The sequence below is a fragment of the Escherichia sp. WS547 genome, assembly GCF_046486065.1.
GTDB classification, from domain to species: domain Bacteria; phylum Pseudomonadota; class Gammaproteobacteria; order Enterobacterales; family Enterobacteriaceae; genus Escherichia; species Escherichia coli.
Genome location: NZ_JBJQMA010000020.1, coordinates 1 through 20,821, shown reverse-complemented (window position 1 = coordinate 20,821; position 20,821 = coordinate 1). Strand labels below are relative to the sequence as shown.

24 protein-coding genes are annotated in these 20,821 nt (G+C 52.1%); 10 read left to right on the top strand and 14 right to left on the bottom strand.

The features are described from left to right. Positions 1–26: 26 nt before the first annotated feature. Positions 27–1,034, top strand: coding sequence for a DUF1202 family protein (locus ACJHWK_RS17195; protein WP_000745217.1), 1,008 nt, complete (start codon positions 27–29; stop codon positions 1,032–1,034). Positions 1,035–1,188: 154 nt separating this feature from the next. Here the strand turns inward: ACJHWK_RS17195 and hemW are convergent, their stop codons facing one another. From hemW to yggS, 5 genes are read right to left on the bottom strand one after another with little or no spacing between them, the layout of a single operon-like run. Beyond that, positions 1,189–2,325 (bottom strand): radical SAM family heme chaperone HemW, encoded by a 1,137-nt coding sequence (gene hemW, locus ACJHWK_RS17190; protein ID WP_000239928.1) that lies wholly within the window; start codon positions 2,323–2,325, stop codon positions 1,189–1,191. Next, positions 2,318–2,911: an XTP/dITP diphosphatase gene (locus ACJHWK_RS17185; protein WP_001174735.1), complete on the bottom strand. Its 594-nt coding sequence runs from the start codon at positions 2,909–2,911 to the stop codon at positions 2,318–2,320. Before ACJHWK_RS17185 ends, hemW begins: the two co-directional genes overlap by 8 nt. Positions 2,912–2,918: 7 nt before the next feature. After that, a complete protein-coding gene (yggU, locus tag ACJHWK_RS17180; RefSeq protein ID WP_001277222.1) occupies positions 2,919–3,209 on the bottom strand; it encodes a DUF167 family protein YggU in 291 nt (96 codons plus the stop codon). Beyond that, on the bottom strand, positions 3,206–3,772 hold the full coding sequence (yggT, locus tag ACJHWK_RS17175; RefSeq protein ID WP_001094831.1) for an osmotic shock tolerance protein YggT: 567 nt from the start codon (positions 3,770–3,772) through the stop codon (positions 3,206–3,208). Before yggT ends, yggU begins: the two co-directional genes overlap by 4 nt. Positions 3,773–3,789: 17 nt before the next feature. Further along, positions 3,790–4,494 (bottom strand): pyridoxal phosphate homeostasis protein, encoded by a 705-nt coding sequence (gene yggS, locus ACJHWK_RS17170; RefSeq protein ID WP_000997795.1) that lies wholly within the window; start codon positions 4,492–4,494, stop codon positions 3,790–3,792. Positions 4,495–4,511: 17 nt separating this feature from the next. Here yggS and ACJHWK_RS17165 point away from each other — a divergent pair, with 17 nt between their 5' ends. Beyond that, complete coding sequence (locus ACJHWK_RS17165; protein WP_001295381.1) at positions 4,512–5,492, top strand: PilT/PilU family type 4a pilus ATPase; 981 nt, start codon at positions 4,512–4,514, stop codon at positions 5,490–5,492. A gap of 48 nt (positions 5,493–5,540) precedes the next feature. Further along, positions 5,541–5,669: a hypothetical protein gene (locus tag ACJHWK_RS17160; RefSeq protein WP_001278270.1), complete on the top strand. Its 129-nt coding sequence runs from the start codon at positions 5,541–5,543 to the stop codon at positions 5,667–5,669. 6 nt (positions 5,670–5,675) lie between these two features. Here ACJHWK_RS17160 and ruvX read toward each other — a convergent pair whose 3' ends face one another. The 8 genes from ruvX to metK form a co-directional block, all read right to left on the bottom strand. After that, a complete protein-coding gene (ruvX, locus tag ACJHWK_RS17155; RefSeq protein WP_000017106.1) occupies positions 5,676–6,092 on the bottom strand; it encodes a Holliday junction resolvase RuvX in 417 nt (138 codons plus the stop codon). Next, positions 6,092–6,655, bottom strand: a complete 564-nt coding sequence (locus ACJHWK_RS17150; protein ID WP_001053178.1) for a YqgE/AlgH family protein — start codon at positions 6,653–6,655, stop codon at positions 6,092–6,094. Before ACJHWK_RS17150 ends, ruvX begins: the two co-directional genes overlap by 1 nt. A 108-nt stretch (positions 6,656–6,763) precedes the next feature. Then, the gene (gene gshB, locus ACJHWK_RS17145; RefSeq protein WP_000593273.1) at positions 6,764–7,714 is read right to left on the bottom strand and encodes a glutathione synthase; all 951 of its coding nucleotides are present in this window, start codon (positions 7,712–7,714) and stop codon (positions 6,764–6,766) included. Between the two features lie 12 nt (positions 7,715–7,726). Further along, a complete protein-coding gene (gene rsmE / locus ACJHWK_RS17140) occupies positions 7,727–8,458 on the bottom strand; it encodes a 16S rRNA (uracil(1498)-N(3))-methyltransferase (RefSeq protein WP_410234874.1) in 732 nt (243 codons plus the stop codon). Between the two features lie 79 nt (positions 8,459–8,537). After that, on the bottom strand, positions 8,538–9,245 hold the full coding sequence (endA, locus tag ACJHWK_RS17135; RefSeq protein WP_000286500.1) for a deoxyribonuclease I: 708 nt from the start codon (positions 9,243–9,245) through the stop codon (positions 8,538–8,540). 94 nt (positions 9,246–9,339) lie between these two features. Further along, positions 9,340–9,837, bottom strand: coding sequence for a SprT family zinc-dependent metalloprotease (locus ACJHWK_RS17130; protein ID WP_001300769.1), 498 nt, complete (start codon positions 9,835–9,837; stop codon positions 9,340–9,342). A gap of 76 nt (positions 9,838–9,913) precedes the next feature. Beyond that, positions 9,914–11,308, bottom strand: coding sequence for a galactose/proton symporter (gene galP, locus ACJHWK_RS17125; RefSeq protein ID WP_001112301.1), 1,395 nt, complete (start codon positions 11,306–11,308; stop codon positions 9,914–9,916). A 423-nt stretch (positions 11,309–11,731) separates the two neighbouring features. Then, entirely contained in the window at positions 11,732–12,886 is a 1,155-nt protein-coding gene (gene metK, locus ACJHWK_RS17120) for a methionine adenosyltransferase (protein WP_001062128.1), read from the bottom strand. A 55-nt stretch (positions 12,887–12,941) separates the two neighbouring features. On the opposite strand from metK, the gene yqgD reads away from it, so the two are divergent. The 6 genes from yqgD (at position 12,942) to speB (ending at position 17,590) form a co-directional block, all read left to right on the top strand. Then, on the top strand, positions 12,942–13,193 hold the full coding sequence (gene yqgD, locus ACJHWK_RS17115; protein ID WP_001326496.1) for a protein YqgD: 252 nt from the start codon (positions 12,942–12,944) through the stop codon (positions 13,191–13,193). A gap of 110 nt (positions 13,194–13,303) precedes the next feature. Continuing rightward, positions 13,304–13,447, top strand: coding sequence for a protein YqgG (gene yqgG, locus ACJHWK_RS17110; RefSeq protein ID WP_001297404.1), 144 nt, complete (start codon positions 13,304–13,306; stop codon positions 13,445–13,447). Between the two features lie 93 nt (positions 13,448–13,540). After that, on the top strand, positions 13,541–13,672 hold the full coding sequence (gene yqgB / locus ACJHWK_RS17105) for an acid stress response protein YqgB (protein WP_001297406.1): 132 nt from the start codon (positions 13,541–13,543) through the stop codon (positions 13,670–13,672). A gap of 8 nt (positions 13,673–13,680) precedes the next feature. Beyond that, positions 13,681–15,657: a biosynthetic arginine decarboxylase gene (speA, locus tag ACJHWK_RS17100; protein ID WP_001295380.1), complete on the top strand. Its 1,977-nt coding sequence runs from the start codon at positions 13,681–13,683 to the stop codon at positions 15,655–15,657. A gap of 145 nt (positions 15,658–15,802) precedes the next feature. Further along, positions 15,803–16,534 carry a hypothetical protein gene (locus ACJHWK_RS17095; RefSeq protein ID WP_001521252.1) on the top strand — a complete coding sequence of 244 codons (732 nt, stop codon included), beginning with the start codon at positions 15,803–15,805 and terminating at the stop codon, positions 16,532–16,534. 135 nt (positions 16,535–16,669) lie between these two features. Next, positions 16,670–17,590, top strand: coding sequence for an agmatinase (gene speB / locus ACJHWK_RS17090; protein ID WP_000105566.1), 921 nt, complete (start codon positions 16,670–16,672; stop codon positions 17,588–17,590). Between the two features lie 47 nt (positions 17,591–17,637). On the opposite strand, the gene loiP is transcribed toward speB, so the two are convergent. Further along, a complete protein-coding gene (gene loiP, locus ACJHWK_RS17085) occupies positions 17,638–18,396 on the bottom strand; it encodes a metalloprotease LoiP (RefSeq protein ID WP_001297457.1) in 759 nt (252 codons plus the stop codon). Between the two features lie 277 nt (positions 18,397–18,673). On the opposite strand from loiP, the gene tkt reads away from it, so the two are divergent. After that, complete coding sequence (gene tkt / locus ACJHWK_RS17080; RefSeq protein ID WP_170886444.1) at positions 18,674–20,665, top strand: transketolase; 1,992 nt, start codon at positions 18,674–18,676, stop codon at positions 20,663–20,665. The last annotated feature ends 156 nt before the right edge of the window (positions 20,666–20,821 follow it).

Sequence of the window (20,821 nt, the reverse complement as noted above, 5' to 3'; positions counted from 1 at the left end):
AAATTATTCCGCGTGAGGTTTTTCGGGTGAAAAAGCAATGGATTGTTGGCACGGCACTGCTTATGTTGATGACTGGTAATGCCTGGGCAGATGGCGAACCGCCAACTGAAAATATCTTAAAAGATCAATTCAAAAAGCAGTATCACGGCATTCTCAAGCTTGATGCTATCACCTTAAAAAATCTTGATGCTAAGGGTAATCAGGCCACCTGGTCAGCGGAAGGCGATGTCTCTTCCAGTGACGATCTCTATACCTGGGTCGGTCAGTTGGCAGATTACGAACTGCTCGAACAGACCTGGACGAAAGATAAACCGGTAAAATTCTCGGCGATGTTAACCAGTAAAGGAACGCCCGCGTCTGGCTGGTCGGTGAACTTTTACTCTTTTCAGGCGGCAGCCAGCGATCGTGGGCGGGTGGTCGACGATATCAAAACGAATAATAAATATCTGATCGTGAATAGCGAAGATTTCAATTATCGCTTTAGTCAGCTTGAATCTGCGTTGAATACCCAGAAGAACTCGATTCCTGCGCTGGAAAAGGAAGTGAAAGCGCTTGATAAGCAAATGGTGGCGGCGCAGAAAGCAGCGGATGCATATTGGGGAAAAGATGCAAACGGTAAGCAAATGACCCGCGAAGAAGCCTTTAAAAAAATTCACCAACAGCGTGATGAGTTTAATAAACAGAACGATAGCGAGGCGTTCGCGGTTAAATATGACAAAGAGGTTTATCAACCGGCGATTGCGGCATGTCATAAACAGAGTGAAGAGTGTTATGAAGTGCCGATTCAGCAGAAACGAGATTTCGATATCAACGAACAACGGCGACAGACTTTTCTGCAATCACAAAAACTCAGCCGTAAATTGCAGGATGACTGGGTAACGCTCGAAAAAGGGCAATATCCGTTAACGATGAAAGTTTCAGAAATAAACAGTAAAAAAGTCGCGATTTTGATGAAAATTGACGATATCAACCAAGCTAATGAACGCTGGAAAAAAGATACCGAACAACTGCGGCGCAATGGGGTGATTAAGTAAGTTTGATATAGTGCACGATTTGTAGCAGGATGCGGCGTTGACCCCGCATCCGGCAATCAACGTCTGATGCGACGCTTGCGCGTCTTATCAGACCTACAACCGCTGCCACATGTCGGCTGGATAAGGCGTTCACGCCGCATCCGGCAATACAAGTTTACTCAGCCAGAAAAAGCTCCAGCAGCGAATTTAAAAACAGCTTCCCATGTTCCGTTATCTGCCAGTAATCCGCACATTCGGTGAGATAACCCTGGGCAATCGCCTCGTCTAACTGTGGGCGAATCACATCTTCGCAAAGCCCGGTATACGCACTAAACTCTGCGCGTGGCGCGGCCTCCAGCAAGCGAAAGCGGTTCATAAAGAACTCAAACGGCTTATCTGCGGCTTCGACATCACGCTGGCTTTCCAGATACCTTCCTTGCATAAAACCACGCGGATGACGCGTTTTAGTGGTACGCAGAATGCGCCCATCCGGGAAGGTCACTTTGCCGTGCGCGCCGCAGCCAATACCGATGTAGTCGCCAAAGCGCCAGTAGTTGAGATTGTGCTGGCACTGATAACTGGGTTTGGCGTAAGCGGAAGTTTCATATTGCTGATAACCCGCTGCGGTTAATAACTGATGCCCCTGTTCGAATATATCCCACAGCGCGTCGTCGTCCGGCAGCACCGGTGGTCGCGAACCAAACAGCGTATTGGGTTCGATGGTCAGTTGATACCAGGAAAGATGCGGCGGATTCAGTTCAATGGCCTGGCGTAGATCGCCAAGCGCCTCTTCCAGTGATTGATCCGGTAGTCCATGCATCAAATCAAGGTTAAAGCTACGTAACCCTAAACCGCTCGCCAGCTTTGCCGCTCGTTTCGCTTCTTGCGGGCCATGAATGCGCCCAAGTCGTTTCAGCTTTTCTTCGCTAAAACTCTGCACACCAATAGAGATGCGGTTCACACCAGCACGCTGATAATCGACAAAGCGATCGGCTTCTACCGTACCAGGGTTCGCTTCCATAGTAATTTCTGCATCCGCTGCCAGCGGCAAACGCGCACGCACGCCGTCCAGCAGCGTTTGCATCGCCGGGCCGGAAAGCAGGCTCGGCGTACCACCGCCAATAAAGATTGTCTTTACTTCACGGCCCTGAGCGTAAGCCACATCATTGTCCAGATCGCAAAGCAGATGCTGAACGTAATCGTCGTGCGGCACTTCTCCTTTCAACGCGTGAGAGTTGAAATCGCAGTACGGGCATTTCTGCACGCACCACGGGATGTGAATGTAGAGACTCAGCGGCGGTAATTTAACCATTACGTAAAGCGTCCAACAGCAGTTTCAATGCCTGACCACGGTGGGAAATGGCGCTCTTTTCTTCGCGGGTCAGTTCGGCAGCGGTTTTCCCTTCGGAAGGTACGAAGAAGATTGGATCATAACCAAAGCCACCAGTGCCCGCTGGTTCACGAGTAATCACGCCCGGCCAGCTACCGTGGCACACCAGCGGAGTTGGATCTTCCGCGTGACGCAGATATACCAGCACGCAGTGGAAACGCGCCTGACGTTGGTCGTCCGGTACGTCTTTCAGTGTTTCCAACAGTTTTTGCAGATTCTTTTGATCGGTCGCGTCTTCACCGGAATAACGCGCGGAGTAAATACCCGGCGCGCCACCCAGCGCATCTACCGCCAGACCAGAGTCGTCGGCAATTGCCGGTAAACCGGTCACTTTTGCCGCATGGCGCGCTTTCAGAATCGCGTTTTCGATAAAGGTCAGGCCGGTTTCTTCAGCGGAATCTACGCCGAGGTCTGTTTGGGCCACGATATCAAGACCGAAGTCGCTAAGCAGCGACGCCAGCTCACGCACTTTACCGGCATTGCCGGTTGCGAGGACAACTTTTTGCATAGGATACCTAATTAATTAACGCCGCGATTTCTGGCGGGATTTGTTGCGGATTAATGATTTTAATTTGTTTGTGGCGGCCAAGTTCGCCTTTTTCAATTACCACCTGGCTTTTGGCTACCCGGAATTGCTTACCGAGAAACTTCACCAGATGGCTGTTGGCCTGGCCGTCAACCGGCGGCGCGGTAATGGCGACTTTAACTTCGTCGCCATGTAAACCGACAATAGAATCACGGCTGGCTTTCGGCTGAATATAGAGCCGTAAAACCAGACCGTCATCATTAACTGTTACGGCACTCATAACGCCATCCACAGCCCCGGCAGCAGCATGTTTCCGGTTGCCTGTAATACTTCTGCGACACCCATATTGATGACATACAGCAGCAGAACGAGGATCATCGGCGAGAAATCAATCCCACCCATTGCCGGTAGCAGGCGGCGAATCGGGCGCAGCAGCGGATCGGCCAGCTGAATCAGCACGTATTCAATCGGACTACGACCCTGGCTTACCCAGCTCATAATCGCCATCACCAGCAGGACCCAGAAAATCAGCAAGCCGATGGTTTTCAGCAGAATCAGTAAACCGGCAATCCAGATGATTGGCAGGAAGGTCACCACTTTAAACAGCACAATGGCTTTGATAAAACTGAGAATATAGGCAACCAGCAGCGAGGCGCTGTCAATGGGACCCATTGCCGGAATAACGCGGCGCAGTGGCCCGATAATTGGCTGCGTTACCTTCACTACAAACTGTGAGAAGGGGTTGTAAAAATCACAATGAGCCCACTGCATCCAGATGCGTAATAACAGCACCATGGTATACAGCTCAATGACCGTTGAAAGCAGGAAAGTCAACGTATTCATGGCGTTTCTTTAATTCCTTATTTTTTAGAGTAATCACGCGCACCAAAAATTGCAGTGCCGATACGAACCATCGTGCTACCTGCCGCAATGGCGGCTTCCATATCGTCCGACATTCCCAGAGAGAGCGTGTCGATATGCGGGTAGCGCGTTTTCAGTCCGGCAAATGCTACAGCCATTTGGCGTGCAACTTCAAACTGCCTTACATATTCTGACTCAGGCGCAGGGATTGCCATCAGCCCGCGCAGACGTAAACGCGGTAGTTCAGCGACCGCCGCTGCCAGCTCGTCCAGTTCTGCCAGTTGAATCCCGGACTTACTGTTTTCATCACTAATATTAATTTGAATCAGTACGTTAAGAGGGGGAAGTTCTGCCGGGCGCTGATCGTTGAGGCGGGTAGCAATGCGCAAACGGTCGATGGTATGACACCAGTCGAAATGCTCTGCCACCAGGCGGCTTTTATTAGACTGCAACGGGCCAATAAAATGCCATTCTAATCCTGTTACGCCCAGTTCCTGAAAGTGGCGAATTTTATCTACCCCTTCCTGAACGTAGTTTTCACCAAATTGACGCTGCCCGGCATCAATGGCTTCTGCGATGGCGCTCGCAGGTTTTGTTTTACTGACTGCAAGCAGCGTAATTTCTTCTGGAGAACGGCCGCAACGCGTTGCAGCCGCTGAGATTTTGTCCCGGACCTGTGCCAGGTTATGCGCAATATCGTTCATTTTCCGAGGATCTTAGTATGAATATGGAAGAAATTGTGGCCCTTAGTGTAAAGCATAACGTCTCGGATCTACACCTGTGCAGCGCCTGGCCCGCACGATGGCGCATTCGCGGGCTAATGGAAGCTGCGCCGTTTGATGCGCCGGACGTCGAAGAGCTACTGCGGGAGTGGCTGGATGACGATCAGCGGGCAATATTGCTGGAAAATGGCCAGCTGGATTTTGCCGTGTCGCTGGCGGAAAACCAGCGGTTGCGTGGCAGTGCGTTCGCGCAACGGCAAGGTATTTCTCTGGCATTACGGTTGTTACCTTCGCACTGTCCACAGCTCGAACAGCTTGGTGCGCCACCGGTATTGCCGGAATTACTCAAGAGCGAGAATGGCATGATTCTGGTGACGGGGGCGACGGGGAGTGGCAAATCTACCACGCTGGCGGCGATGGTTGGCTATCTTAATCAACATGCCGATGCGCATATTCTGACGCTGGAAGATCCTGTGGAATATCTCTATGCCAGCCAGCGATGTTTGATCCAGCAGCGGGAAATTGGTTTGCACTGTATGACGTTCGCATCGGGGTTGCGGGCCGCATTGCGGGAAGATCCTGATGTGATTTTGCTCGGAGAGCTACGTGACAGTGAGACAATCCGTCTGGCGCTGACGGCGGCAGAAACCGGGCATCTGGTGCTGGCAACCTTACATACACGTGGTGCCGCGCAGGCAGTTGAGCGACTGGTGGATTCATTTCCGGCGCAGGAAAAAGACCCCGTGCGTAATCAACTGGCAGGTAGTTTACGGGCAGTGCTGTCACAAAAGCTGGAAGTGGATAAACAGGAAGGACGCGTGGCGCTATTTGAATTGCTGATTAACACACCCGCGGTGGGGAATTTGATTCGTGAAGGGAAAACCCACCAGTTACCGCATGTTATTCAAACCGGGCAGCAGGTGGGGATGATAACGTTTCAGCAGAGTTATCAGCACCGGGTGGGGGAAGGGCGTTTGTGACGTTGCCATGCCCGATGCGCAAGCTTATCGGGCCTACAAAGGCAATAAATGTCTGATGCGACGCTAACGCGTCTTATCAGACCTACAGCCGCTGCCAGATGTGTGCTGGATAAGGTGTTCACGCAGCATCCGGCAAAATGGCCGGATGACGGTAACGACTATCCGCCAGGCTTTTAAATCGCCTTAATATCCCTGCTCGAAATAGCTTTCGAGAATAATAACCGCAGAGGCAGAGTCAACTTTGCCTTTGTTGAGCGCCCGATAGCCGCCCTGTTCAAACAGACCGGAACGGGCTTCCACGGTGCTAAGACGCTCGTCATGGAGCTTTACTTCAACACCGAAACGACCATGAATACGGTTGGCGAATTTACGCGCTCTGGCAGTCAATGGTTGCTCGGTGCCGTCCATATTCAGCGGCAAACCGACGATGATTTCGTCCGGCTGCCACTCTTTCAGTAAACGCTCGATAATGTTCCAGTCCGGCGTACCGTCCTGTGCTTTAATTGCAGGCAAAGGGCGAGCGGTGCCGGTAATGCGTTGGCCGACCGCTACGCCAATGCTTTTGGTGCCGAAGTCGAAGGCGAGTAAGGTTCCACTCATCAGGCGTGTCCTGCCACACCAGGCATGGTGAGAATATCCACACCAATCAGTTTTGCCGCCTCGCGCCAGCGGTCGGCAATCGGCGTTTTGAACAGAATATTCAGATCTGCCGGGGCCGTTAGCCACGCGTTATCGAGAATTTCTTGTTCCAGTTGACCTTTCTCCCAGGAGGCATAACCCAGAGCCACCAATACGTCAGACGGTTGTTTATCGGTGCCGAGCGTTTCCAGCACATCGCGGGAAGTGGTCATTACCGTGTTGTCTGAAATGCGAATGCTGGAAGCAAAATTGGAGGGCGGAGTATGCAAAATAAACCCGCGATCTTCAGCCAGCGGACCGCCGAGCATAACCGGTTTATCCAGACGGATTGATTCATCACGCGGCTCCGGCGTGATCTTCAGCTTTTCCAGAATCCCTTCAATTTTGAGATTTTCCAGCGGCTTGTTGACGATGATCCCCATTGCACCATTGGTATTATGTTCGCAAATGTAGACCACGGAACGACGGAAAATCGGATCCTGGAGAGCAGGCATGGCAATAAGAAAGTGATGCTGTAAATTCATTGTCAGAGGTTCTGTTTCCTGGTTCAAAAAAGCAACAGCGCCCAGTATGCGTGGAAAGAAGGGCGCTGTCACTCAGAGTCTCAACGAGATCCTTCTCGCTAAGGTGGGTTACTGCTGCTGTAAACGTGCTTCGATGGCATCCATTAACATTCCGGTGATCGACACCGGAAACTCTGCTTCAATCTCACGAATACAGGTTGGGCTGGTGACGTTAATTTCAGTCAGACGGTCGCCGATGATATCCAGACCAACAAAAATCAGCCCTTTTTCTTTCAGCGTCGGCCCGATCTGACGGGCGATTTTCCAGTCACTTTCCGTCAGCGGACGAGGTTCACCGCGACCACCGGCAGCCAGATTGCCACGGGTTTCGCCCCCCTGCGGAATACGCGCCAGGCAGTACGGTACCGGCTCGCCATCCACCACCAGCACGCGTTTGTCGCCATCTTTAATGGCTGGCAGGTAATTTTGCGCCATGCAGTAGCGAGTGCCATGCTCAGTCAGGGTTTCGGCAATCACGCCGAGGTTTGGATCGCCTTCTTTCACGCGGAAAATCGACGCGCCGCCCATACCGTCCAGCGGCTTAAGAATGATGTCGCTGTGTTTCTCCCAGAACGCTTTTAGCTGCGCTTTATTGCGCGTAACCAGCGTTTCTGGCGTTAAGTCAGAGAACCAGGCGGTAAACAGTTTCTCGTTACAGTCGCGCAGGCTCTGCGGCTTGTTAACGATCAGCGTCCCTTTCTCTTCGGCACGTTCCAGAATATAGGTCGCGTAGATAAACTCGGTATCAAACGGCGGGTCTTTACGCATCAGGATCACATCGAGATCGGCCAGCGGCAGATCCTGTTCACCGACGAACGAAAACCACTCTTCGTAGTTCTGCTTCACGTTCAGCGTGCGGGTATGGGCGCGGGCTTCACCATTGATCAGATACAGATCGCCCATCTCCATATAGTGAAGTTCGTAACCACGACGCTGTGCTTCCAGCAACATAGCAAAACTGGAATCTTTCTTGATGTTGATGTTTGCGATGGGGTCCATCACGATGCCGAGCTTGATCATTATTCTTCTCCGTTAGCCCAAATCGCCAAATCGTACTTGTAGCGCGGTAATGGCGGTGAGCGCAGTTGTCTCTGTACGCAAAACGCGAGGTCCCAACAGGATATCAGTAAATTGATAGCGGGCAGTCATGGCAATTTCATCTGCCGATAAACCGCCTTCCGGGCCAATCAGCAGGCGGACGCGTTCAACCGGTAACGGCAACGTATTGATGCTGTTACTGGCGCGCGGGTGAAGATTCAGTTTCAGTCCTTCATCCTGCTCTGCACACCAGGCTTCCAGATCCATCGCTGGACGGATTTCCGGCACCCGGTTACGACCACACTGCTCACAGGCAGCAATTGCAATCTTCTGCCACTGCTGAAGCTTCTTGTTCAGACGTTCACTATCCAGTTTAACGCCGCAGCGCTCAGAAAAAAGTGGCGTAATGAGGCTTACACCGAGTTCGACCGATTTCTGGATAGTAAATTCCATTTTTTCACCACGCGACATCACCTGACCGAGGTGAATATGCAGCGGAGATTCGCGATCGTCGATCTGGCCTTCCAGCACCTTCACTTCCACGCTTTTTTTGCTGGCGCCGGTAATTTCGGCGTCAAAGACCTGGTTGCTACCGTCAAACAATTGCAACGCCTGCCCCGGCCCCATGCGCAGTACGCGCCCGATATGGTTGGCGGCATCTTCGCAAAGCGCGATGTGAGAATGGCTGGTCAGTGGTTCAGGATGATAAATGCGGGGGATACGCATAGTTAAAAATCCGCGTCGTCTCCCCACGCGGTTGTACGCGTGGGGTAGGGGTTAACAAAAAGAATCCCGCTAGTGTAGGTTAGCTCTTTCGCGCCTGGCAAGCGCGTTGCACATACGGGTTATGATTGCCCTGCACCTTCGCGATGCGTTCATCGCGCTCGCACTCCCAGTCGGTAACCGGATACATCTTGTTCCATGCGTTGAACAGCTGCGTTTGCTGGCGAGAGAGTGTCAGGTTGTATTGGTCGCGCATATAGAAGTAGGTGCGCGCAATGGCACCGCGTGCACGCGCTGGTGGTTCGGCAGCTTTTTCTTTGAAATCGACCTTCATGGCGCATTGACCGTACTGGCCTTCACCGCCATTCCACTGGCTGTACATAAAGTTGCCGCGATCGCCATTCACCTCACCGACTGACGGCTGCAGGTTATGCATATCGCTTTCCATCTTGCGATAGACCGGATCTTTAGCGCAGTTTTTACGTCCACCGTCCTGCCAGCACTGGCGCTGGTGACCGAACTGCCAGGCGGGAACGACATGTTCCCACTCTACGCGGCTGGCGCGGTTTTCATTTTTGCGCACCTGATAGCCGCACGATTGCAGATCAACAACGCCTTTTTTGCCCTGCCAGTTAATTTTACATCCGCAATAAAACGTACCGGGCGCGTCAGCGTGGACTTTTACCGCCGCGGCTTTCGCCTGAGAAAAACTATTGATACCTTCGGCCAACGCCGGGCCGGAAAATGCTGCGCTCAGTACCACCGCAGCAATAGACAAATAACGGTACATCACTTACTCCGTGTTAAAACGAGCCAGCAACGTAGCGAAAGTTGTTTTGGTATGCAATCAGCCAGATCAGGAAAGTTCCTGATAGTTCAGATGGTTATTTCGCAACCAGCTGTTCACCGCAGTGAACACAGCGATAGACGGCCTCGCCACGAACTACGCGATTATGGCGGCGTACGGTAAGCTGATGCTCCTGGCACTTGCAGCGGTAGGGGAAGGTGTTGCGACGCACGGATTGCAGTTCGAACTGATGCGTACGACGGGCGGGAACACCCAGCACGTTTTCCATCATCCACTTCCACTCTTTGCCATGTGGCGCTACGCGGCCGAAATGTTTCCATACCAGCAAATGTGCCAGTTCGTGCGGTACCACTTCTTCAATAAAAGCTTCACTGTTTTCCAACAGCAAAACGGGATTGAGGCGAATTTCATAGCTTTCCAGCCAGGCCGTTCCGGCGGAGGTTCCGCGCTGGGTGTAAGAGAGTTTTGGCTCCGGGTAGTTACGCCCTAGCTTCAGGTTGGCCTGGGCGAGTTTTTCCCGCAGGCGACGCATAACGGCCTGTTGGATGGCGATAGGGAGACGGGATGTTTTCATAGCGGCAGAGGATAGAGCGAAGAAAAGATGACTGCAAGAGGTGGCTTCCTCCGCGATGGGAGGAAGCTTGGGGAGATTAATCGTGAGCGCCTATTTCGCGCAGTTTACGACCTTTCATCAGATTACGTTCAATATGTTCCAGCGAAACGTGTTTGGTTTCCGGTACCAGCCACAATGTCAGCAGGATAAACAGTACGTTCAGAGCCGCATACACCCAGAAGGTGTTGGCGTTACCCAGCGTGTTGAGCATGGTCAGGAACGTTGCGCCAACGATCATGTTGGCAATCCAGTTGGTGGCAGTGGAGCAGGTGATGCCAAAATCGCGGCCTTTCAGCGGCTGAATTTCGGAGCACAGTACCCAAATCAGCGGACCGGCACTCATGGCAAAACCGACAATAAACATCAGCAGCATGGCGATGGCGAAATACTGCGCCGACGGAGAGTGAATACCGATATGCATCATTGTACCGAGTACGCCCATGCCAGCAGCCATCACCAGGAAGCCCAGCGTTAGCGTTGGTTTACGTCCCCAGCGGTCAACAAGGCCGATTGCGATAAAGGTGGCAAGTACGTTGGTCAGGCCGACAATCACGGTCCCCCACATTTGCTCGGTAGTGTTGGTATAACCCGCCAGTTCGAAGATTTTCGGCGCGTAATACATGATGACGTTCATCCCGGTGAATTGCTGCATTACCTGCAACAGTACGCCAAGGAACACCGCGCGGCGGAAGTTGCTGTTCTCTTTAAACAGCGCCCAGCCACTCTGTTTAACCTGCAAACTTTCACGGATTTCATCCAGTTCGCGTTTCGCTTCCGCGCTGGTGTCACGCAGGCGTAGCAGCACGCGTTCGGCATCAACAAAACGGCGTTTGGCGGCAAACCAACGTGGGCTGTCTGGCAGGAAGAAGACACCAATCAGCAGCAAAATTGCCGGGATGATAATCACACCCAGCATCCAGCGCCATGCACCGGTGTAGCTGAAGGCGGTATCAGAAAGATAAGCACCGAGGATCCCGATAGTGATCATCAACTGATACATCGAGATCATACTGCCACGAATTTTTTCCGGCGCAATTTCAGAGAGGTACAGCGGTGCGGTATAAGAGGCCACACCCACCGCCAGCCCCAGTAGAACGCGGGAAAGAATCAGTACTTCAACGTTTGGCGCAGCCGCAGAGAACAGCGAACCGGCAACAAACAAAATTGCGCCGATCATCAGGCTCTTTTTGCGCCCGAGTTTAAAGGAGAGCCAGCCGCTGCCCACCGCACCGACTGCCGCACCGAACATCATGGAGCTTACGACCCATTCTTGCGTGTGCGAAGTAATCTGGAATTCATCTGCAATAAACGGCAGTGCGCCAGCAATTACACCGATATCCAGGCCAAAGAGTAATCCCGCCAGAGCGGCAAGGAAGCAGACGAAAAACGTCATTGCCTTGTTTGACCGCCCCTGTTTTTTAGCGTCAGGCATGATGCCCTCCAATATGGTTATTTTTTATTGTGAATTAAGATAGGTGAGTACGACGTAAAAAGATGTGAAGCAAATCACATCAGTGTAATCGCTTACACTAACATTTATCTTAGTTATGATTTAAGTGCATGAAAATAATTGAGTTATATCATCATAGATTAAACGCTGTTATCTGCAATTAAGACTTTACTGAAAAGAAATGTAACAACTGTGAAAACCGAATAATAATATGAAAATATTACAAATCTTTGTCTGTTGTGGTTGGTGTAATCGGTTTCAGTTGTGATGATAATCTGCGGTGAAACGTGATCAGGAAGAATGATGTTATTGTGCGGGCGGTTTTTTTGCCGGATGCGGCGTGAACGCCTATCCAAAAGAAAAAGGCCAGCGCGAGGCTGGCCTTTGAACGCAGGTGAAGAAAGATTACTTCAGACCGGCAGCATCGCGCAGCAGCTGCGCTTTGTCGGTTTTTTCCCACGGGAAATGTTCACGACCAAAGTGACCGTATGCTGCGGTTTCTTTGTAGATCGGGTGCAGCAGATCCAGCATCTGAATCAGACCGTATGGGCGCAGGTCGAAGAACTCACGTACCAGCAGGGTCAGTTGTTCAGAAGGCACTTTCTCAGTACCGAAAGTTTCTACCATGATGGAGGTCGGTTCAGCCACGCCGATTGCGTAGGAAACCTGAATTTCACAACGATCGGCCAGGCCAGCAGCAACGATGTTTTTCGCGACATAACGTGCTGCGTAGGCTGCGGAACGGTCCACTTTTGATGGATCTTTACCAGAGAATGCACCGCCACCGTGACGCGCCATGCCGCCGTAGGTATCAACGATAATTTTACGACCAGTCAGACCGCAGTCACCCATTGGGCCACCGATAACGAAACGACCGGTCGGGTTGATGAAGAATTTGGTGGCAGAAGTCAGCCATTCAGCGGGCAGAATTGGCTTGATGATCTCTTCCATTACCGCTTCTTGCAGCGATTTCTGGTCGATCTCTTCAGAGTGCTGAGTGGAAAGCACGACAGCATCGATACCAACGATTTTGCCGTCGTCATACTGAAAAGTCACCTGGCTTTTCGCGTCCGGGCGCAGCCACGGCAGAGTGCCGTTTTTACGCACTTCAGCCTGACGCTGTACCAGACGGTGTGCATAGGTGATAGGTGCTGGCATCAGCACGTCGGTTTCATTAGTTGCGTAACCAAACATCAGACCCTGGTCACCCGCGCCCTGTTCCAGCGGATCGGCACGGTCAACGCCCTGGTTGATGTCAGGAGACTGTTTGCCGATAGCGCTCAGAACCGCACAGGAGTTAGCGTCAAAGCCCATGTCGGAATGCACATAGCCAATTTCGCGAACGGTGTTACGGGTGATCTCTTCGATGTCTACCCAGGCGCTGGTGGTGATTTCGCCGCCAACTAAAACCATGCCGGTTTTTACGTAGGTTTCGCAAGCAACGCGTGCTTTCGGATCCTGTTCGAGGATCGCGTCTAAAACGGCATCAGAAATTTGGTCAGCAATTTTGTCAGGATGCCCTTCAGAGACGGACTCGGACGTAAAAAGGTGTTTTGCCATATTTAATATCACCTAAAGAGAATTTGGTTAGCTCAAACTGTTGTGTGGATTTTCTGTGGTAGCGGATCCTACCACGACTCTGCAGGTTAAAAACACTGGCAGTCTGAGTGTTAATCGGTATGGATGGATTAACATCTGGATGGCTATTTTAGGTCAATTCTTCACCCTATTTCCACTTTTTTTTGAATCGTGTCTCATTCTGTTAAAAACGTGGCTGGAAATTTTTCCTGACAATGCCGGCATTCTGCGTATTTATCTTTTGCAATTTTCTGCCATTGTGGGGTATAAAACGCGGCGCGCGGCTTAAATAAAAAGCACACGACGTTTCTTTCGTGTTGCCACTTCCAGCCGGGTTGAAATCAGAGTTTTGGCTTGTGGGTTCGTCTTAACAGGCGGCCGTGGAGGTGATACGAAATAATGAACCGTTGTCTGCTGCTTAACCTGTCTCACCGTTCTGGTGAAGATTCGTTCCCCGCACTCTGCATCTCTGCTTTGCATACCTGCCGATGTTATACCCATCTCGGCGCTTCTCAGGATTCAAGAGCTGGTTACAGTTACTGAGGACTGAACAAGGGCGCTCTTGTAAAAACAAGAGTTTTCTCGTGGTTTCGCCGAACTGTCACACTTACGTTCGGTTATGTGCTTAATAATGTTATGAAAAAGAAACCGGTTGCGCAGTTGGAGCGTCAGCATTCACTGCTGGAAAATCCATGTGCTTATGGGTTGTTATCGCAGTTCCAGGCTGCGATAGTCGTTAACTGTTTTACACTTAATAAAATAATTTGAGGTTCGCTATGTCTGACGACATGTCTATGGGTTTGCCTTCGTCAGCGGGCGAACACGGTGTACTACGCTCCATGCAGGAGGTTGCAATGAGCTCCCAGGAAGCCAGCAAGATGCTGCGTACTTACAATATTGCCTGGTGGGGCAATAACTACTATGACGTTAACGAGCTGGGCCACATTAGCGTGTGCCCGGACCCGGACGTCCCGGAAGCTCGCGTCGATCTCGCGCAGTTAGTGAAAACTCGTGAAGCACAGGGCCAGCGTCTGCCTGCACTGTTCTGTTTCCCACAGATCCTGCAGCACCGTTTGCGTTCTATTAACGCCGCGTTCAAACGTGCGCGGGAATCCTACGGCTATAACGGCGATTACTTCCTCGTTTATCCGATCAAAGTTAACCAGCACCGCCGCGTGATTGAGTCCCTGATTCATTCGGGCGAACCGCTGGGCCTGGAAGCCGGTTCCAAAGCGGAGTTGATGGCGGTGCTGGCACATGCTGGCATGACCCGTAGCGTCATCGTCTGCAACGGTTATAAGGACCGCGAATATATCCGCCTGGCATTAATTGGCGAGAAGATGGGCCACAAGGTCTATCTGGTCATTGAGAAGATGTCAGAAATTGCCATTGTGCTGGATGAAGCAGAACGTCTGAATGTCGTTCCTCGTCTGGGCGTGCGTGCACGTCTGGCTTCGCAGGGCTCGGGTAAATGGCAGTCCTCCGGCGGGGAAAAATCGAAGTTCGGCCTGGCGGCGACTCAGGTACTGCAACTGGTTGAAACCCTGCGTGAAGCCGGGCGTCTCGACAGCCTGCAACTACTGCACTTCCACCTCGGTTCGCAGATGGCGAATATTCGCGATATCGCGACAGGCGTTCGTGAATCCGCGCGTTTCTATGTGGAACTGCACAAGCTGGGCGTCAATATTCAGTGCTTCGACGTCGGCGGCGGTCTGGGCGTGGACTATGAAGGCACCCGTTCGCAGTCCGACTGTTCGGTGAACTACGGCCTCAATGAATACGCTAACAACATCATCTGGGCGATTGGTGATGCGTGTGAAGAAAATGGTCTGCCACATCCGACAGTAATCACCGAGTCGGGTCGTGCGGTGACTGCACATCACACCGTGCTGGTGTCGAATATCATCGGCGTGGAACGTAACGAATACACGGTGCCGACTGCGCCTGCAGAAGACGCACCGCGCGCCCTGCAAAGCATGTGGGAAACCTGGCAGGAAATGCACGAACCGGGCACTCGCCGTTCTCTGCGTGAGTGGTTGCATGACAGCCAGATGGATCTGCACGATATTCATATCGGCTACTCTTCCGGCACCTTTAGCCTGCAAGAACGCGCATGGGCTGAGCAGCTTTATTTGAGCATGTGCCATGAAGTGCAAAAGCAGCTGGATCCGCAAAACCGTGCTCATCGTCCGATTATCGACGAGCTGCAGGAACGTATGGCGGACAAAATGTACGTCAACTTCTCGCTGTTCCAGTCGATGCCGGATGCGTGGGGGATCGACCAGTTGTTCCCGGTTCTGCCGCTGGAAGGGTTGGATCAAGTGCCGGAACGTCGCGCTGTGCTGCTGGATATTACCTGTGACTCTGACGGTGCTATTGATCACTATATTGATGGTGATGGTATTGCCACGACAATGCCAATGCCGGAGTACGATCCAGAGAATCCGCCGATGCTCGGTTTCTTTATGGTCGGCGCATATCAGGAGATCCTCGGCAATATGCACAACCTGTTCGGTGATACCGAAGCGGTTGACGTGTTCGTGTTCCCTGACGGTAGCGTAGAAGTAGAACTGTCTGACGAAGGCGATACCGTGGCGGACATGCTGCAATATGTACAGCTCGATCCGAAAACGCTGTTAACCCAGTTCCGCGATCAAGTGAAGAAAACCGATCTTGATGCTGAACTGCAACAACAGTTCCTTGAAGAGTTCGAGGCAGGTTTGTACGGTTATACCTATCTTGAAGATGAATAATTAAGATTATTCCGCTGGCGGGTCAATTTATTTACGTAAATCGGCCCGCTTTCTTTTTATATATTCTTAAAAATAATTTAGCTGCTTTTCTTATTAAATAATCCCCCTACAATCGCTGCATTAATTAAATACAGAGGGAACGGTTATGAAAAAAGGGAAAGTACGTAGCGCGTTGATAGCATTAGCCGTGCTGCTGGCCGGTTGTTCCAGTAATGCGCAGTATAATAGCAGTGCATCAGGCAATGTCGGCACCGCCTGGGGTGGGGATGTACACTCATCGGTTCAGGGCGTATCTGCTGAACGAGTCTGGCGCGATCCGGCAGAGATGATCGTTATTAGTTATTCGACTAATGTTCCTTCCGGCTACGACCGCGTTTATAGCATTCGTATTAACGAACTGGAATATGCTATTCGCGATGGTAATTTTAATTCTCTACCTATTACGCGGGTTTATGATTCATCAAATAATGAACCACGCTATATTATCCATGCCAGAGTAGGAATGAATTATCAATTATATGTCCGCAATTACAGTCGTAACACCAACTACGAGATCGTTGCTACGGTTGATGGCCTGGATGTTCTGAATGGTAAACAAGGTTCGCTGAATAACAACGGTTATATTGTGAATGCCGGAGATTCGTTAGCGATTAAAGGATTTCGCAAAGATAAACATACCGAAGCGGCTTTTCAGTTCGCCAACGTTGCTGATTCCTACGCAGCCAATTCGGCGCAAGGCGATGTGCGTAATACCGGGGTAATCGGCTTTGCCGCCTTTGAATTACAAGGCTCGGCGCAAAACGCGATGCCGCCGTGCTCTGGACAAGCCTTTCCGGCAGATAACAATGGCTATGCGCCGCCACCGTGTCGGAAATAGCAACCTCGCTTGATGCCTCGTCCATTTAAGGCGATAATTAGCACAAACTTGTGTTTCGCAAATCCAACCCTTCCTCGTCGGGCCTAACGACGCGGAAGGGTTTTTTTATATCGACTTTGTAATAGGAGTCCATCCATGAGCACCTTAGGTCATCAATACGATAACTCACTGGTTTCCAACGCCTTTGGTTTTTTACGCCTGCCGATGAACTTCCAGCCATATGACAGCGATGCTGACTGGGTGATTACTGGCGTGCCGTTCGATATGGCCACTTCTGGTCGTGCGGGGGGACGCCACGGTCCGGCAGCGATCCGTCAGGTTTCGACGAATCTGGCCTGGGAACACAATCGCTTCCCGTGGAATTTCGACATGCGTGAACGCCTGAACGTCGTGGACTGCGGCGATCTGGTATATGCCTTCGGAGATGCCCGTGAGATGAGCGAGAAGCTGCAGGCGCACGCCGAGAAGCTGCTGGCTGCCGGTAAGCGTATGCTCTCTTTCGGTGGTGACCACTTTGTTACGCTGCCGCTGCTGCGTGCTCATGCTAAGCATTTCGGCAAAATGGCGCTGGTACACTTTGACGCCCACACCGATACCTACGCGAACGGTTGTGAATTTGACCACGGCACCATGTTCTATACCGCGCCGAAAGAAGGTCTGATCGACCCGAATCATTCCGTGCAGATTGGTATTCGTACTGAGTTCGATAAAGACAACGGCTTTACCGTGCTGGACGCCTGCCAGGTGAACGATCGCAGCGTGGATGACGTTATCGCCCAGGTGAAACAGATTGTGGGTGATATGCCGGTTTACCTGACCTTTGATATCGACTGCCTGGATCCTGCTTTCGCGCCGGGAACCGGTACGCCGGTGATTGGCGGCCTGACCTCCGATCGCGCCATTAAACTGGTACGCGGCCTGAAAGATCTCAACATTGTTGGGATGGACGTAGTGGAAGTGGCTCCGGCATACGATCAGTCGGAAATCACTGCTCTGGCAGCGGCAACGCTGGCGCTGGAAATGCTGTATATTCAGGCGGCGAAAAAGGGCGAGTAAGCGCCGGATAAGATGCGTTATGCGTCAAACCCGGCGTAATAAAATGCTTACTTAACTCCATCCGCGCTCATACGATCGCGAATATGCTGGGCGCGTTCGGCGGATGCTGGATGGTCGTCAAACATTGAGCTTTGACGGCCTTCTTCCAGCTTCGCCAGTTTTTCAAAGCTGGTGGCAAGACCTGCCGGGCTGATGCCGCGTTGGCGCAGAAGATCGTAAGAATAATCATCGGCTTCTGCTTCCTGGCGCTGGGAGAATTGCGAATTGACTAATTTCTCGCCCAGATCACCGAGTTGTGATTGCGATAAACTGCCGACAATCCCGCCCGCAGAGGCCGCAGCTACTCGTACGGCATTTGTACCAAGTGCCACCTGCATCCCTTTCTTCACATGGCCTAACGCTACGTGCCCCATCTCGTGACCGATCACCGCTTCGACTTCGTTATCTGTCATCATATCCATCAGCCCGCTATAGACGCGGATACAGCCGTTAGCCATTGCAAAGGCGTTCACATCCTTCGCCATATACACTTTGTAATTCACCGGCTGACCGTTGATATTGTTGCCTAGCGCATTGGCAATAGTTGTCAGACGTTTAGCGTATTCGCTATTGGCTGGCGCAATCGTCGCCTTGCTGTCCATCTCCTGACATGCCTGATCGCTCAGGGTTTTCACCTGCGCATCACTCAAACTGTAAGCCTGAAAAGCTTCCGCTCCTGATGAGAGCAGTCCGTTGGAGTCCATATTCTGGCAACCGGTCAGTACCGTTGCCACGCTCATTGCTACCAATAAGGCGCGAATTTTCATGTTTTCTCTTCCGCACAAGGTCAGGATTATTCTAAAAATGCGCCGTTTGCAGGTGAATCGACGCTTAGTCTCAGTATAAGGAAAAGCGCAGCGGACGGGCGAGTAGATTGCGCAACATGCGAGCATGATCCAGAGATTTCTGAAGCAGCAAAAGGATGTTCCATGTACATGACGCGCGGCTTGCGGTAAATTGTTGGCAAATTTTCCGGCGTAGCCCAAAACGCGCTGTCGTCAAGTCGTTAAGGGCGTGCCCTTCATCATCCGATCTGGAGTCAAAATGTCCTCACGTAAAGAGCTTGCCAATGCTATTCGTGCGCTGAGCATGGACGCAGTACAGAAAGCCAAATCCGGTCACCCGGGTGCCCCTATGGGTATGGCTGACATTGCCGAAGTCCTGTGGCGTGATTTCCTGAAACACAACCCGCAGAATCCGTCCTGGGCTGACCGTGACCGCTTCGTGCTGTCCAACGGCCACGGCTCCATGCTGATCTACAGCCTGCTGCACCTCACCGGTTACGATCTGCCGATGGAAGAACTGAAAAACTTCCGTCAGCTGCACTCTAAAACTCCGGGCCACCCGGAAGTGGGTTACACCGCTGGTGTGGAAACCACTACAGGTCCGCTGGGTCAGGGTATTGCCAACGCAGTCGGTATGGCGATTGCAGAAAAAACGCTGGCGGCGCAGTTTAACCGTCCGGGCCACGACATCGTCGACCACTACACCTACGCCTTCATGGGCGACGGCTGCATGATGGAAGGCATCTCCCACGAAGTTTGTTCTCTGGCGGGTACGCTGAAGCTGGGTAAACTGATTGCGTTCTACGATGACAACGGTATCTCTATCGATGGTCACGTTGAAGGCTGGTTCACCGACGACACCGCAATGCGTTTCGAAGCTTACGGCTGGCACGTTATTCGCGACATCGACGGTCATGACGCGGCATCCATCAAACGCGCAGTAGAAGAAGCGCGCGCAGTGACTGACAAACCGTCCCTGCTGATGTGCAAAACCATCATCGGTTTCGGTTCCCCGAACAAAGCCGGTACGCACGACTCCCACGGTGCGCCGCTGGGCGACGCTGAAATCGCCCTGACCCGCGAACAGCTGGGCTGGAAATATGCACCGTTCGAAATCCCGTCTGAAATCTATGCTCAGTGGGATGCGAAAGAAGCAGGCCAGGCGAAAGAATCCGCATGGAACGAGAAATTCGCTGCTTACGCGAAAGCTTATCCGCAGGAAGCCGCTGAATTTACCCGCCGTATGAAAGGCGAAATGCCGTCTGACTTCGACGCCAAAGCGAAAGAATTCATCGCTAAACTGCAGGCTAATCCGGCGAAAATCGCCAGTCGTAAAGCGTCTCAGAATGCGATTGAAGCGTTCGGTCCGCTGTTGCCGGAATTCCTCGGCGGCTCTGCTGACCTGGCACCGTCTAACCTGACCCTGTGGTCTGGTTCTAAAGCAATCAACGAAGATGCTGCGGGTAACTACATCCACTACGGTGTTCGCGAGTTCGGTATGACCGCGATTGCTAACGGTATCTCCCTGCACGGTGGCTTCCTGCCGTACACCTCCACCTTCCTGATGTTCGTGGAATACGCACGTAACGCCGTACGTATGGCTGCGCTGATGAAACAGCGTCAGGTGATGGTTTACACCCACGACTCCATCGGTCTGGGCGAAGATGGCCCGACTCACCAGCCGGTTGAGCAGGTCGCTTCACTGCGCGTGACCCCGAACATGTCTACATGGCGTCCATGTGACCAGGTTGAATCTGCAGTGGCATGGAAATACGGTGTTGAGCGTCAGGACGGCCCGACTGCGCTTATCCTTTCCCGTCAGAACCTGGCGCAGCAGGAACGTACTGAAGAGCAGCTGGCAAACATCGCGCGCGGTGGTTATGTGCTGAAAGACTGTGCCGGTCAGCCGGAACTGATCTTCATTGCCACCGGTTCTGAAGTTGAACTGGCGGTTGCTGCCTACGAAAAACTGACTGCCGAAGGCGTGAAAGCGCGCGTGGTTTCCATGCCGTCTACCGACGCATTCGACAAGCAGGATGCGGCTTACCGTGAGTCTGTACTGCCGAAAGCGGTTACTGCACGCGTTGCGGTGGAAGCTGGCATTGCTGACTACTGGTACAAGTATGTTGGCCTGAACGGTTCTATCGTCGGCATGACCACCTTCGGTGAATCTGCTCCGGCAGAACTGCTGTTTGAAGAGTTCGGCTTCACCGTTGACAACGTTGTTGCGAAAGCCAAAGCGCTGCTGTAATCGGTAAGATGCTTTGTGAGAAGGGCCGCGAAAGCGGCCCTTTTTTTGTGCACAGAAAACCCCCAGCTAGGCTGGGGGTTCCGGAAAGCTTTCAGCTTTGAGCCAGTTATTAAAACCCCTTTTGATTTGTTAAAACACCTTGCGGTCTGGCAACTG